The sequence below is a fragment of the Streptomyces sp. NBC_00727 genome, assembly GCF_045161745.1.
Taxonomy (GTDB): Bacteria; Actinomycetota; Actinomycetes; order Streptomycetales; family Streptomycetaceae; genus Streptomyces.
On sequence record NZ_CP108981.1, the window covers coordinates 5011001 to 5024999 of the forward strand.

Consider the following 13999-nt stretch of genomic DNA (forward strand, 5'->3'; position numbering starts at 1 on the left):
GTCAGACCGCGAGGGGCGCGGCGTCGGCGGCGGGGGCGCGCCCGGTGAGGGCCAGGAAGGCGTCCTGGAGCGTGGCGTCCGGAGAGCCCGTGTACCGGACTTTCAGCTCGGCGGGGGTGCCCTCCGCCGCCACCAGGCCGCCGTCGACGACGACGAGCCGGTCGGCGAGGGCGTCCGCCTCGTCGAGGTAGTGCGTGGTGAGCACGACGGTGGTGCCGTTGGTGTCGCGCAGCCTGCGGACCAGGCCCCACAGGTCGGCGCGGCTGCCCGGGTCGAGCCCGGTGGTGGGCTCGTCCAGGAAGAGGACGGCGGGGCGGTGGGTGAGCCCCATGGCGATGTCCAGGCGCCGGCGCTGGCCACCGGAGAGCGTGGCGGTGCGGCGGTCGAGCAGGTCCGACAGGCCCAGCTCCCCGGCGAGTTCAGCGGCCCGGGACACTGCCGCCGCCTTGCCGAGCCGGTACATCCGGCCCTGGGTGACCAGTTCCTCCCGCACGGTGGTGTGCGGGTCGACCCCGCCCGACTGGGCGACGTAACCGCACTGCTCGCGTACGCCCGCCGGGTCGGCGGCCAGGTCGCGGCCGGCGACGGTGGCCGCGCCGCCGGTGGGGGAGAGCAGCGTGGTGAGCATGCGCAGGGTGGTCGTCTTGCCCGCGCCGTTGGGGCCGAGCAGGCCGACGATCTCGCCGGCCGCGACGGTCATGTCGAGGGAGCGTACGGCCTCCACCGGGCCGCTCCTGCTCATGAAGGTCCGGGCGAGCCCGGACGTGCTGATGATGGGCATGCCCCCACAAAAACAGAGTCACTGAAAAAATGCAATGACCCCAAACATTCAGAGACCCCAGAGGATTTACGATGGGGCCATGGCTGAGGGACTCAGGGAGCGCAAGAAGCGGCAGACCAGGCAGCACCTCTCGGACGTGGCCACCGGCCTCTTCCTGGAGCGGGGCTTCGACACGGTCACGATCGCCGAGATCGCCCAGGCCGCCGACGTCTCGGTCAACACCGTCTACAACTACTTCCCGGCCAAGGAGGACCTGTTCCTCGACCGCGGCCAGGGCGTCGTCGAGCGCCTCTCGCGGTACGTGAGGGGCCGCGACGAGGGCGAGTCCGCGGCCGACGCCGTCCTGCGCGAGCTGCACATCCAGGTCGAGAGCGTCTCGCCCGCCGTCGGCCTGATGGAGGGGTACGACCGCTTCATGCGGGTCATCGAGGGCGCCGACAGCCTCAAGGCCCGCCTCTGGCACATCCAGCAGGAGGCGACGCGGCACCTGGAGGCCACCCTCCTGGAGGTGAGCGGCGCCGAGGCGGGGGACCGGACGCCGGTCCTGGTGGCCGGTCAGCTCTCCTGGGTCCACGGCACCCTCATGGGGTACATCGGGCAGGAGATGGTGGCCGGCCGGGGGCCCGCCGAGGTCTCCCGGGACGCCCTCGGGCTCCTCGACGACATCGAGGACCTGCTGGGCGAAAAGGTACTCAACTACGCCCGGCGCGCCGCCGAATGAGGCGTCCCGGTGTGATGTCCGTCATTTGAGACGTGACGCGCATCTCTTCGCAGCCCCAGCGCGCGCCCCGGGTACTAACCTCCGCCGGAGGGCATGGACCAGAACGACCGACACATACAGAGGGGTGCCAACGTGGCCAGGAAGCTCGCCGTCATCGGAGCCGGACTCATGGGGTCCGGTATCGCGCAGGTCTCCGCCCAGGCGGGCTGGGACGTCGTGCTGCGCGATGTCACCGACGAGGCCCTGGCCCGCGGCCGCGACGGCATCGAGGCCTCCTACGGCAAGTTCGTCGCCAAGGGCAAGCTCGACGCCGCCGACGCCGAGGCCGCCCTCGGCCGGATCACCACGACCACCGACCTGGACGCCGTCGCCGACGCGGACATCGTCGTCGAGGCCGTCTTCGAGAAGCTGGAGGTGAAGCACGAGATCTTCCGGTCGCTCGACAAGATCGTCCGGGACGACGCCGTGCTCGCCTCCAACACCTCCGCCATCCCGATCACCAAGATCGCGGCGGTGACGGAGCGCCCGGAGCGCGTCGTCGGCGTGCACTTCTTCTCGCCGGTCCCGATGATGCAGCTCTGCGAACTCGTACGCGGCTACAAGACCAGCGACGAAACCCTCGCCACCGCGCGGGAGTTCGCCGAGTCCGTCGGCAAGACCTGCATCGTCGTCAACCGTGACGTCGCCGGCTTCGTCACCACCCGGCTGATCTCGGCGCTCGTCGTCGAGGCCGCCAAGCTGTACGAGTCGGGCGTCGCCACGGCCGAGGACATCGATGTCGCCTGCAAGCTCGGTTTCGGCCACGCGATGGGCCCGCTGGCCACCGCCGACCTGACCGGGGTCGACATCCTGCTGCACGCCACGAGCAACATCTACACCGAGTCGCAGGACGAGAAGTTCGCCGCCCCGGAGCTGATGCGCCGGATGGTCGATGCAGGTGACATCGGGCGCAAGAGCGGGCAGGGCTTCTACACCTACTGATCATTTTCGGTCCGGTCCGGCTGATTCGCTGTCAATCAGGCCGGGCGCGGTTCGGGGAACACCGTCCGGAACCAGCGGGTCCACCCGGGTCCGCAGCCATCCCGCATCACTCCTCGGAGTGAATTCGGTATCGGTTCGCTTACAGACGGCAACTACCCTGTCGCTGCCGCAGTCAGTTGGGGCAGAGACAGTTTCGGACAGACGGACCGGGCCACGGAGCATTCCAGGGGAGCGCATATGCACATCAGGGGCGACCACGCCGAGCTGGTCGTCGGGGGCCGCCTCGACGTCCGAAGCGCGGCGGACGCCCGTACGGTCCTGCACTCGGCCCTCGACGACGGCGTCGGTGATCTGGTCCTCGACCTGACCGAGCTGGATTCGTGGGACGCCACCGGACTCGGCGTCATCATGGGCGCACACCGCAGGGCCGGGCGCGCCGGACGGCGCCTCGTGCTGCGCGGGGTGCCTCCGCAGATGCAACGCCTCCTGGTGGCCACCCGGCTGCACCGCATCCTCGCCATCGAGGGCGGGATCGCCGCGGAGTCCCTGCCGCGCGTCTGAACGCGCCGGCCGGGACGCGCCGTGGCCCGGCACACCCTCTCCGTGACCGTACGGCTCAGGCCACACAATCCTCACTAGACCGTGATCTGCGGGGCGGAGCGCCACCCCTGGTGGTCGTAGATACTGTGCGAAGGTTTAGGGTTCGGCCGTCTGCCGATTGACGGACCCACCCGGCGGACACCGGGCCGTGAGCGGCATCCGGACGTACGAGGCCGGGCGGGGCACCCGTGCTCGACGCGTCTTGGGAGCTTTGGCGATGGACCCGATACACCGGGGGCCGGAAGAGTTCGGCCACGACAGCAAGGGCGTCGCCGAAGAAGCCGGCCGGCGCCGGCCTTCCCGCGACCCGCTGACTCCGGATTTCGGTCAGCAAACACCGCAACAGGCCCGCGTGGTCACCCTCGTCGCCGGTGACCTGATGCTCACCGTCAACCCGGTCGACGGCAGCGAGGTCGAGCTCTGCCCGCCCGGCGAGCAGCCCCCCGCCCCCGTCCGCCGCACCCCCGCCGACCGCGCCGACCGCGCCCGCGCCGCGGCGCCCCCCGTGCCGCCAGGACCGCCCGCCCCCGAACTGCCCCTGCTGCGGCGCGACGACGAGCGCGAGCGGCTGACCAGGCTGCTCGCCCGCGGCCGCTCCGTCCGGCTCACCGGACCGGCGGGTTCCGGCCGTACCGCCCTGCTCGACGCCGTCGCCGCCGACTGCGCGGAGTTCGCGCCCGACGGGGTCGTACGCCTCAACGGCCACAAGCGCACCGCGACCGACCTGCTGCACGCGCTCTTCGACGCCGTCCACGACGCGCCCCTCCACCGCCCGGACCGCACCCTCCTCCTGGAGACGCTCCGGACCACCGGCGCCGTCGTCGTCCTGGACGACCTGGAGTTCGGCGGCGCCGCCCTCGACGAACTGCTCGACGCGACCCCCGAATGCGCCTTCCTGTTCGCCGCGACGCCCGACGTCGCCGCGCCCGGCGCCGACTCCCCCCTCGAAGAGGTCTTCCTCACCGGCCTCGACCGCGCCGCCTCACTCGACCTCCTCGCACGCGTCGTCGAACGGCCGCTCACCGAGGAGGAGGCCAACTGGGCCGGGGACCTCTGGTTCGAGTCCGAGGGCCTGCCATTGCGGTTCGTCCAGGCCGGCGCGCTGCTGCGCCAGCGCGACCAGCAGCTCACCGACCCGACCGCGTACGACGAGTACGGCTACCTGGAGAACCGGCCCGCCGACGCGCCGCCCGTGCCCGAAGGCGCCGAGGACGCCGAGGTGCCGCTGCCCAGCCTCGGCGAGGGCGCCGCGCCCGCGGCCCTGCTCGCCTCCCGGCTGAGCGGTGCCGCCCGCGACACGCTCCGCTTCGCGGTGGCGCTCGGCGGTGAGGTGCCGCACCAGGCGCATCTGCCGGCGCTCGTCGGGGAAACCCACGCCGACGCCGCGCTCGGCGAACTGGCCGGCTGCGGGCTGCTCTCGCCCGCCGGCCCCCGGTACCGGCTGGCCGCCGGGGTCCTGGCCCAGCTGACGGCCGCCGGTTACGGCGACGACACCGACGACCGGGCCCGTACGGCCGCCCAGCACTACGCCTGGTGGACCGGGCATCCCTCGGTCACCCCCGCACGGGCCGCTGCCGAGGCCGACGCGATCACCGCCGCGATGACCCAGCTGGTGCCGGGGGAGGGGGCCGGCCGGACCAGCGCCGCCGTGCTCCTCGCCCGCAGCGCGGCCCCCGCCTTCGCGGCCGGGCTGCACTGGGGGGCCTGGGAGCGGGCCCTGCGGATCGGCCAGGAGGCCGGGCGGCTCGCCGGAGAGGTCGCGGAAGAGGCGTACTTCCACCACGAGTTGGGCGTCCTCGCGCTCTGCACCGGTCACCCCGCCCGGGCCAGGACCGAACTGGAGACCGCCATCAGCATGCGCGGCGCGCTCGCCGACAAGAGCGGGGCGGTGGCCGGGCGGCGGGCCCTCGCGCTGGTCGAGGACCGGGCCGGGGGCGGTTCGGCGCCGGGCGGCGGCGGGACGGCTGTTGCGTTCGAGGTGTCGCCGCCGCTGGGGGTGCCGGCCGTCGTTCCGGTCTCGATGACGAGCCCGTTCGCCGACACCGCCGTGGTGCCTCGGCAGGAGCCGGTGCCCGCGCCTGCGGCGGGCGGCGGCAAGGGTGCGGCGCGGGGCGGGCCGCTGGCCCTCATCGGCGGGGCCCGGCGCAACCTGGTCGCCGCCGGGGCGGGGGTGCTGCTGGCCGGGGTCCTCGGCACGGTGGTGACGCTCGGGCTGACGTCGAACAGCGACCCGCAGGGCGGGGCCGGTACGTCGACCGAGCAGGAGGTGCCGGACGACGACAGCATCTACGACGCGGATGTGGAGACCGGGGAGTCGGCGACGGCTTCGCCGTCGAGGTCGGGGTCCCCGTCGCCCGGGCCGTCGGTGAGCGGGTCGGCTTCGCCGGGGGTGTCGTCCTCGGCGACGCCGTCCTCCTCCTCGGACGGGCCGTCTTCCCCGGATGCGCCGTCGTCGCCCGGGGCGACCGAGTCGTCGGTGACGCCGTCGAAGCCGGGGCCGTCGAAGACGACGCCGACGTCGACGTCGACGGCCCCGGCGCCGTCGGAGACGGCGTCGAGCGGTCCGGCGCCGTCCGAGAGCGACGACTCGCCGGAGCCGACGGAGTCGGAGACGTCGGAGGCGCCTACGGTGCCGGGCTCGTCCGACTCGGCGAGTGGGGGGTCGCCCTCGGGCGACGGGGGCTGAACGGGCGCGCCGCCCGTCGGGGGTTGCCGGCTCTGGGCGCGAGGGTTCCGTCCTCAATCGCCGGACGGGCTTGAAAGGTCCGCCCGTCCGGAGGGTTGCCGGTCTCCGGCGCGAGGGTTCCGTCCTCAATCGCCGGACGGGCTTGAAAGGTCCGCCCGGCCGAGGCCGGGAGAAGCGGGCCCCGGCTCAGAACAAGCGCAGCTTGTCGTCCTCGATGCCTCGCATCGCGTCGTAGTCCAGGACCACGCAGCCGATCCCGCGGTCCGTGGCCAGGACCCTCGCCTGCGGCTTGATCTCCTGGGCGGCGAAGATGCCCTTCACCGGGGCCAGGTGCGGGTCGCGGTTGAGCAGTTCCAGGTAGCGGGTCAGCTGCTCGACGCCGTCGATGTCGCCGCGGCGCTTCAGCTCGACGGCGACCGTCTGCCCGTCCGCGTCGCGGCACAGGATGTCCACCGGGCCGATGGCCGTGAAGTACTCGCGGCGGATCAGCGTGTAGCCCTCGCCCAGGATCTCGATGCGGTCCGCGAGCAGTTCCTGGAGGTGCGCTTCCACACCGTCCTTGATCAGGCCTGGATCGACGCCCAGCTCGTGGGACGAGTCATGGAGGATTTCCTCCATAGTGATGATCAGTTTTTCGCCCGCCTTGTTCACCACGGTCCAGACGCCCTCGGCGTCCCCGCTGCCCTCCTTCAGGGTGCAGGGCGGCGACATCCAGTTGAGCGGTTTGTACGCCCTGTCGTCGGCGTGGATCGACACGCTCCCGTCCGCCTTCACCAGGATGAGGCGGGGAGCGGAGGGCAGGTGGGCCGTGAGCCGGCCCGCGTAGTCCACGGAGCAGCGGGCAATGACGAGACGCATGGTCGGCAACGCTACTCGACGACGTGGGCCCGGCGCGATTCACCCATCCGTCACTCCCGCCCCGTCCAAACGTGACGCTTTCTGTCTTGCCCCTCTTTGAACCCCTTCGTTATTGGCCGGTTGTGTTCCCAATCTCCTGGTGCGGCCCGGACTGCACCCTTACCGTGGATGCAGGAGGTCGCCGCGTGTGCACGCTGCGTCGCCGCCCTCCTTCCCTGCCCGTAAGGTTCCGGCAGCCCGCCGGGGCCGCGAGAGGAGAACCCATGTCGCTCGACGTCTCACCGGCTCTGTTGGAACAGGCCGAGCGAGGCGAGGTCGACGAAGCCGACTTCGTCGACTGCGTCCGGACCTCCCTGCCCTACGCATGGGAGATGATCAGCTCGTTGGTGGCTCAGCTGAAGGTCGACGGCGGGGAGTTCGCCGACAACCAGACGCCGCCGCCCAACGAGCAGGCACGTGGTCAGCTGCTGCGTGCGCTCGCGAGTGATGCGATACGCGGCGCGCTGCAGCGGCACTTCGGAGTGCGTCTCGCATTCCAGAACTGCCACCGCGTCGCGGTGTTCCCGCTGGACGCCTCGGTCGACGACCGACTGGCCAAGTTCACCTCGGTGAGGGGCCAGTTGCTCAACCAGTCGCCCGAACTCCGGGACTGCTGAACGCTTCTGTCGCCGTTCCGGGCCGCGGGAGGTGCAACTGGTCCGGGGCGGCGGCTCCCGTACGTACACACCGCCATACACCGTTCTGTCCGTGTGCGGGGGTCATTCGAGGAGTGGCCGTACCTCCGTGCCCAGCCGCGCTACGTTCTCCTCCGTGGCCACGAGATCTCCGGAACCCTCCACCAGGAGCGCGAAGCGGGTGATGCCCGTGCGCTCGGCGGTGGCGGCGAGCCGGTCGGCCGCCAGCTCCGGTGTGCCCACCGGATGAAGGGAGCACAGCAGCTCCGCGTATCCGACGGGGTCGCGCATCACGCGGTGCCGGCCGTCGACGGTCACATGCGCGTTGAGCCCCTGGCGCAGCCAGCCGGGCATCGCCTTCACCAGCGTCTCGACGGCGTCCTCGGTGCGGTCGGCGATCTGGGCCACGCCCGCCGATACGTGCCCGGCCCCGTGCACCCGCTCCGGCGCATGGCCGGCCGCCAGCGCGCGGGACCGCCAGAGGGCCACCATCTCCGCCTTCTCCTCGTCCCCGCAGTGCATGCCGAGCAGCATCGGCAGGCCGTTCTCGGCGGCGAGCTCCACGGTCTTGCGCGAGGTGCACGCGACGATCACCTCGGGCCCGCCGCAGCCGCCCGAGCCGTCCTCGTCGAGCAGCTCGTCGGCCCGGGGGACGACCGCCACCTCCTGGAAGGCGTACCGCTCGCCCCGGCCCGCGACCCGCGGCTCGCGCAGCCAGTCGAGCAGGAGCCCCAGGGACTCCGGGAAGCCCCTCTCGTACGCCTCCAGGCCGCCGCCGAACACCTCCAGATCCACCCACGGCCCGCCCCGGCCCACTCCGAGGCTGAACCGGCCCCCGCTGGTGAGGTGGAGCAGCGCGGCCTGCTCGCCGAGCGCCACCGGGTGCTGCGTGGGCAGCACGCTCACCGCCGTGCCCACGCGGATGCGGCGGGTGCGGCCGAGCAGCTGCGCGGCCAGTGTCACGGCCGACGGGCACACCCCGTACGGCACGAAATGATGTTCGGCCAGCCAGACCGAGTCGAGCCCGGACTCCTCCGCGACCTCGGCGGACCGGATCGCGCGGTGCAGCGCTTCTCCCGGTCCCTGGCCCGGAAACTGGGCCGCCAGTACGAATGTTCCGACGTGCATCGCCAATTGCCTCCTTGCGGCCGACGCGGCTCTCCCCTTACTGGCAACAACGTCTGACACGTGCCAAAGGCACGGTCCGGCGCGGAGTTGTTGCGATTTTCCGGTAACCCGCAGCGCCTCCGGGCCCGGAACGACGGGTACCCCGCCCGAATGGCCCTAGGCTGGACGGGAACCGCCGTCCCCGCCGCAAGAGGTGAAACGTGTCCCCGCGCCGCAACCGCCCCCGAGGCGGCGAGAGCCGCAACGACAGCGCGAGCGAGGCGGGGGACCGGTACGGCGGGGGCGGGCGCAGCGAGGAGTGGCAGGGCGAGGAGTGGTCCGTACGCCCGGTCAGCGGCGCGAGCGCGGCCGGCAAGCGCTACCGGTGCCCCGGCTGCGACCAGGAGATCCCGTCCGGCGTCCCGCACCTGGTCGCCTGGTCCGAGTACGGCGGGGTCGACGACCGCAGGCACTGGCACAAGGCGTGCTGGAACGCGAAGGACCGCCGCACCACACGGGTGCAGCGGTCCAGGAACGCGCCTCGCTATTAGGGAGTGACGTCAGACGTCGCGCCGGTTCATCGCCAGGTAGGCGCCGCCCAGCGCCACCGCGGTCACGCCGATGATGATCCACAGCGGATCCCAGCCGGACGGGCCGGAGGAGGAGACCGAGTTGTCGTAGAAGACGCTCAGCTGGTTCGGGACCGAGTACTCCAGCAGCGCGTCCCGGAGCCCCTCCAGCGAGCTCGCGAACATGAAGAGCGCCAGCACGAGCGGGAGCAGCACCACGCCGATCATGATCGTGATCGCCCCGGCCGAGTGCCGGATCAGCGCGCCGACCGACAGGGCGAGCAGCCCCAGCGTCGCCACGTAGAGGCTGACGCCGATCGTGGCGCGCAGCCACTCCGCGCCGGAGGGCGAGGCCGCGTCCAGCATGGACGACTGGATCAGGGCGACCAGCGACGTCATCACCGTGGTGAGGACGAAGGTCAGCAGGAAGAAGACGAGCGCCTTGGCGCCGAGCACCCGGCCCCGGCTCGGGCAGGCCGTCAGCGTCGTACGGATCATGCCGGTGCCGTACTCCGAGGCGATCGTCATCACGCCGAGCGTGATCACGCAGATCGTGCTCAGCAGCACCCCGAAGAAGCCGAGGCTCAGCACCGGGGTGTCGTCCATCTCCGAGTCGGACGCGGAGACCGCGACGGCCGTGAGCACCCCGATGACCAGCAGCAGCGCGGTCATGACGCCGAGCGTCCACATGGTCGAGCGCACGGACCGGATCTTGGTCCACTCGGAGGCGATGGCGTCGCCGAGCGTCGCGGGACGCACGGGGATCGGCGAGGTGTAGAAGCCGCGAGGCTGCTGGTACGCCTGCTGCGGTGCGGCCTGCTGGTACGGCGCCTGCGGCGCCGGCGGCGTGGACGGCGTGGTCATCGGGGGTCCTCGCTGGTGTCGCGCTTGGTCAGGTCTGCGGGGGCCGCGGCGGGCGCCGCCGGGGCGGGAGCGGTGGGCGCGGGGGCGTCGGCCGGGGGCGTGGGCGCCTGCGCCGGGGCGGCGGGCGCAGGGGCGGCCGCGTACGGGTTCTCGCCGGGCGGCGGCGGGGCGTACCAGCCCTGCTGCGGCACGTCCGGGGCGGGCTGCTGCTGCGGCGGCGGGGCGTACCCCGGCTGCTGCCCGTAGCCCGCGTACGGCGGCTGCTGCTGGAGGTGGGCCTTCTGGTCGGCGGTCGAGCGGTAGTCCACGGCGCCCTGCGTCATCCGCATGTACGCCTCCTCCAGCGACGCCTGGTGCGGCGACAGCTCCCACAGCCGGACGTCCGACTCGTGGGCCAGGTCGCTGATCCGGGGCAGGCGCAGACCGGTCACGCGCAGGGCCCCGTCCGGCTCGGGCATGACCTGTCCGCCCGCCTCGGTCAGCGTGGTGGTCAGCTTCTCCCGCTGCTCGGGCGTCTCGTCCGGGACGCGGACCCGGGCGAAGTCGGCCGAGTTGGCCGAGATGAAGTCCTTGACGCTCATGTCGGCCATCAGCTGGCCGCGCCCGATGACGATCAGGTGGTCGGCGGTCAGCGCCATCTCGCTCATGAGGTGGCTGGAGACGAAGACCGTGCGGCCCTCCGACGCCAGCATCCGCATCAGGTTGCGGACCCAGAGGATGCCCTCCGGGTCGAGGCCGTTGACCGGCTCGTCGAAGAGCAGCACCTGCGGGTCGCCGAGCAGCGCCGCCGCGATGCCCAGGCGCTGCCCCATGCCCAGCGAGAAGCCCTTGGAACGCCTGCGGGCCACGTCCTGGAGACCCACGACGCCCAGCACCTCGTCGACCCGGGCCTCCGGGATACCGGCCAGCTGGGCGAGCGAGAGCAGGTGGTTGCGGGCGCTGCGGCCGCCGTGCACGGCCTTCGCGTCGAGCAGGGCGCCCACCTGGCGGGGCGCGTTCGGCAGGCTGCGGAAGTCGTGTCCGCCGATGGTCACCCGGCCGGACGTCGGCCGGTCCAGGCCGAGGATCATCCGCATCGTCGTGGACTTGCCGGACCCGTTGGGACCGAGGAATCCGGTGACGGCCCCCGGCCGCACCTGGAAGGAAAGGTTGTACACGGCCGTCTTCGCGCCATAGCGCTTGGTCAGGCCGACTGCCTCGATCATGCTCCAGCCCCATCGACTTATCTGTCGTCGGGGCACACGCCGTCCGGCTGTACGCCCCCGTAAGAGTTAGGAGGATATCCACGCCTTGACGGTTCCGGCCAAGTCGTTACGGGGCGAGTCCCGCCCGGGCGGGGCCCGCCCCCGGTCAGGCGTCCCGCTTCTTCAGCAGGAGGAAACCGCCGATCACCGCGGCCGCCACCCAGCCCACCATGATCAGCAGCCCGGCCCACGGCCCGTACGGCGCCGGGTCGCTGTTCATCGCGTCCGGCACCACCTGCATGATCTTGGAGCCCGCCTGGTCCGGGAAGTACTGGGCGACCTTCTTGGCGCCCGGCACCGCCGACAGGATCTGCGAGACCAGGAAGAAGAACGGCATCAGGATGCCCAGCGACAGCATGGAGCTGCGCAGCATCGCCGCCACCCCCATGGAGAACACCGCGATCAGCCCCATGTAGAGGCCGCCGCCCACGACCGCCCGCAGCACGTTGTCCGCGCCGATGTCCGTACCGTGGTCGCCCAGCAGCGCCTGGCCCAGGAAGAACGTGACGAAGCTCGTGATCAGGCCGACCACCAGGGCCAGCACCCCGGCCACCAGCATCTTGCTGAACAGGAAGGTCGCCCGCTGCGGCACGGCCGCCAGCGAGGTGCGGATCATGCCCGAGCTGTACTCCGTACCGACGACGAGCACCCCGAACACGACCATCGCCAGCTGGCCGAGAATCATCCCGGAGAAGCTGACGAACGTCGGGTCGAAGGTCAGCCGCTCCGCCTCGGAGAGATCGTCGAACTGCGCGTTCATCACCGCGGACAGGGCCGCGCCGATCGCGATGGTGACCAGGAAGGCCGAGATCAGCGTCCAGGTGGTGGAGGAGACCGTCCGGATCTTGGTCCATTCGGAGGTCAGGACCGCGGGGACCGAAGCCATCGTCACGCCTCCTTGCCGTTGCCGGGCTGCTGGTTCCACGTCCCGCCCCACTGCGGGCCCTCCGGCGGCGGCGGTGCGCCGCCGCCCGGCTCCGAGTGGGCGTGGTACTCGACCGAGCCCGCCGTCATCTGCATGAACGCCTCCTCCAGCGACGCCCGCTGGGCGCTCAGCTCGTGCAGCACGATCGAGTGCCGGGCCGCCAGCTCGCCCAGGTCCTCGGTGGTGGCACCGTCCACCTCCAGCGTGCCGCCCGCGGCCTCGACCGCGACGACGCCCTCCTGGTGCAGCACATCGCGCAGCCGCTCCTGCTGCGGGGAGCGCAGTCGCACGTAACTCCGCGAGTTCTCATGGATGAAATCGGCCATCGAGGTGTCGGCGAGCAGCCGGCCCTGACCGATCACGATCAGATGGTCGGCGGTCAGCGCCATCTCGCTCATCAGGTGTGAGGAGACGAAGATCGTCCGGCCCTGCGAGGCGAGCGTCTTCATCAGGTTCCGGATCCAGTGGATGCCCTCCGGGTCGAGCCCGTTGACCGGCTCGTCGAACATCAGGATCTCGGGATCACCGAGCAGCGCCGACGCGATGCCCAGGCGCTGGCCCATGCCGAGCGAGAAGCCCTTGGACTTCTTCTTCGCCACCGCCGTCAGACCGACGGTCTCCAGGACCTCCGCCACCCGGCGTGCGGGGATGCGGTTGCTCTGGGCCAGACAGAGCAGATTGTTGTACGCGCTGCGCCCGCCGTGCATCGACTTGGCGTCCAGCAGCGCCCCGATGTACTTCAGGGGTTCCGAGAGCTCGCGGTAGTGCTTGCCGTCGATGCGCACGGAACCGCTGGTGGGGTTGTCGAGATCGAGCATCATCCGCATCGTGGTGGACTTGCCCGCCCCGTTGGGCCCCAGAAAACCCGTCACCATTCCCGGTCTGATCACGCACGACAACTGGTCGACGGCGACCTTGTTCCCGAAGCGCTTCGTGAGGCCATCCAGCTCGATCATGCGTTCACGCTAGAACGACCGCGTGCCCGGCGCCACCACAAAGGCGGAACCGGGCACACGGGTACGACAACCGGAATCAGCGGGTCTGCTGCATCAGCGGGTCTGCTGGGCCGGGACGCCTCGGGAGGCGGGCTCCTCGTCGGCGGGGGTGCCGGCGGCGGCCACCGCGGCACCGGTCAGCGTCGCCAGCATCTCGCGGACGTTGGTCAGCTGCGCGTTGATCGAGTCGCGGCGGTTGGTGAGGGCCGCCAGCTCGCGCTCCGACTCGCTGCGGATGCGGTCCGCCTTCGCGTTGGCGTCGGCCACGATGTCCTCGGACTGGCGCTGCGCGGTCTCCACCGTCTGACGGGCCCGGCGCTCGGCGTCCGTGCGGAGCTTCTCGGCCTCCAGGCGGAGCTGCTCGGCGCGGTGCTCGATCTCGGCGAGACGCTTCTCGGCCTTGGCCTGACGGGACGCGAGGTCGCGCTCCGACTGGTCGCGGCGCTTGGCGAGGTTGGTCTCGAAGTCCGCGGCGGCCTGGGCGGCCTTGGCGCGGGTCTCCTCGAAGAGGGCGTCGGCCTCCTCGCGCTTCTGGGCCGCGTCCTTCTGCGCGTCGGTACGCAGCGCGGTGGCCTCACCCTTGGCCTTGTCGACGATGCGGACGCCGTCGTCCTCGGCCTTGGCCTTGCGCTCGGCGGCGAAGGTCTCGGCGTCGTTGCGCACCTGCTGGGCGGCGGACTCGGCGAGCTCGCGGTGCTGCTCGGCGGCGCGACGGGCCTCCTCGCGCAGGTCCTTCGCCTCCTCCTCGGCCAGGCGGAGGATCTTCTCCACACGCGCGCCGAGACCCGCGTACGACGGCTCCGCGTCGTTCACCTGGGCCTGGGCGTTCTGCGTTTCGAGGTGCAGCTCCTCGATGCGCTTTTCCAGCGAAGTGATGCGGGTGAGAGCACTATCACGGTCGGCGACGAGCTTGGTAATGCGGTCATCCACCTGACCGCGGTCGTAACCACGCCGCACGAGTTCGAAGCCGAAGGGGGAGGAAGGGTCACTCATG

General features: G+C 71.6%; 14 protein-coding genes. 6 read left to right on the forward strand and 8 right to left on the reverse strand.

The window, feature by feature from the left end; translation table 11 throughout:
- Position 1 precedes the first annotated feature (1 nt).
- Positions 2-781 carry an ABC transporter ATP-binding protein gene (locus OG242_RS22880; RefSeq protein ID WP_405899929.1) on the reverse strand — a complete coding sequence of 260 codons (780 nt, stop codon included), beginning with the start codon at positions 779-781 and terminating at the stop codon, positions 2-4.
- Between the two features lie 79 nt (positions 782-860).
- Here OG242_RS22880 and OG242_RS22885 point away from each other — a divergent pair, with 79 nt between their 5' ends.
- The 4 genes from OG242_RS22885 (at position 861) to OG242_RS22900 (ending at position 5769) form a co-directional block, all read left to right on the forward strand.
- Complete coding sequence (locus OG242_RS22885; protein ID WP_405899930.1) at positions 861-1502, forward strand: TetR/AcrR family transcriptional regulator; 642 nt, start codon at positions 861-863, stop codon at positions 1500-1502.
- Between the two features lie 132 nt (positions 1503-1634).
- The gene (locus tag OG242_RS22890; RefSeq protein ID WP_405899931.1) at positions 1635-2483 is read left to right on the forward strand and encodes a 3-hydroxyacyl-CoA dehydrogenase family protein; all 849 of its coding nucleotides are present in this window, start codon (positions 1635-1637) and stop codon (positions 2481-2483) included.
- Between the two features lie 237 nt (positions 2484-2720).
- Positions 2721-3044, forward strand: coding sequence for an STAS domain-containing protein (locus OG242_RS22895; RefSeq protein WP_018102617.1), 324 nt, complete (start codon positions 2721-2723; stop codon positions 3042-3044).
- A 256-nt stretch (positions 3045-3300) separates the two neighbouring features.
- On the forward strand, positions 3301-5769 hold the full coding sequence (locus OG242_RS22900) for an ATP-binding protein (RefSeq protein ID WP_405899932.1): 2469 nt from the start codon (positions 3301-3303) through the stop codon (positions 5767-5769).
- A gap of 186 nt (positions 5770-5955) precedes the next feature.
- Here the strand turns inward: OG242_RS22900 and nucS are convergent, their stop codons facing one another.
- Positions 5956-6627 (reverse strand): endonuclease NucS, encoded by a 672-nt coding sequence (gene nucS, locus OG242_RS22905; protein WP_093706125.1) that lies wholly within the window; start codon positions 6625-6627, stop codon positions 5956-5958.
- Positions 6628-6890: 263 nt separating this feature from the next.
- Here nucS and OG242_RS22910 point away from each other — a divergent pair, with 263 nt between their 5' ends.
- On the forward strand, positions 6891-7283 hold the full coding sequence (locus OG242_RS22910; RefSeq protein ID WP_018102614.1) for an SCO5389 family protein: 393 nt from the start codon (positions 6891-6893) through the stop codon (positions 7281-7283).
- A gap of 102 nt (positions 7284-7385) precedes the next feature.
- Here OG242_RS22910 and OG242_RS22915 read toward each other — a convergent pair whose 3' ends face one another.
- Positions 7386-8429, reverse strand: a complete 1044-nt coding sequence (locus OG242_RS22915) for an LLM class flavin-dependent oxidoreductase (RefSeq protein WP_405899933.1) — start codon at positions 8427-8429, stop codon at positions 7386-7388.
- Positions 8430-8629: 200 nt separating this feature from the next.
- On the opposite strand from OG242_RS22915, the gene OG242_RS22920 reads away from it, so the two are divergent.
- Positions 8630-8959: an ATP/GTP-binding protein gene (locus OG242_RS22920; protein ID WP_132899924.1), complete on the forward strand. Its 330-nt coding sequence runs from the start codon at positions 8630-8632 to the stop codon at positions 8957-8959.
- Between the two features lie 9 nt (positions 8960-8968).
- On the opposite strand, the gene OG242_RS22925 is transcribed toward OG242_RS22920, so the two are convergent.
- The 5 genes from OG242_RS22925 to OG242_RS22945 all read right to left on the reverse strand — a co-directional run bounded on the left by OG242_RS22925 (position 8969) and on the right by OG242_RS22945 (position 13998).
- Entirely contained in the window at positions 8969-9841 is an 873-nt protein-coding gene (locus OG242_RS22925; protein ID WP_405899934.1) for an ABC transporter permease, read from the reverse strand.
- Positions 9838-11046 carry an ABC transporter ATP-binding protein gene (locus OG242_RS22930; RefSeq protein ID WP_405899935.1) on the reverse strand — a complete coding sequence of 403 codons (1209 nt, stop codon included), beginning with the start codon at positions 11044-11046 and terminating at the stop codon, positions 9838-9840. Before OG242_RS22930 ends, OG242_RS22925 begins: the two co-directional genes overlap by 4 nt.
- Before the next feature lie 145 nt (positions 11047-11191).
- Positions 11192-11971: an ABC transporter permease subunit gene (locus OG242_RS22935; RefSeq protein WP_405899936.1), complete on the reverse strand. Its 780-nt coding sequence runs from the start codon at positions 11969-11971 to the stop codon at positions 11192-11194.
- Positions 11972-11973: 2 nt separating this feature from the next.
- Entirely contained in the window at positions 11974-12966 is a 993-nt protein-coding gene (locus tag OG242_RS22940) for an ABC transporter ATP-binding protein (RefSeq protein WP_405899937.1), read from the reverse strand.
- Positions 12967-13059: 93 nt separating this feature from the next.
- Positions 13060-13998, reverse strand: coding sequence for a cellulose-binding protein (locus OG242_RS22945; protein ID WP_405899938.1), 939 nt, complete (start codon positions 13996-13998; stop codon positions 13060-13062).
- Between the last annotated feature and the right edge of the window lies 1 nt (position 13999).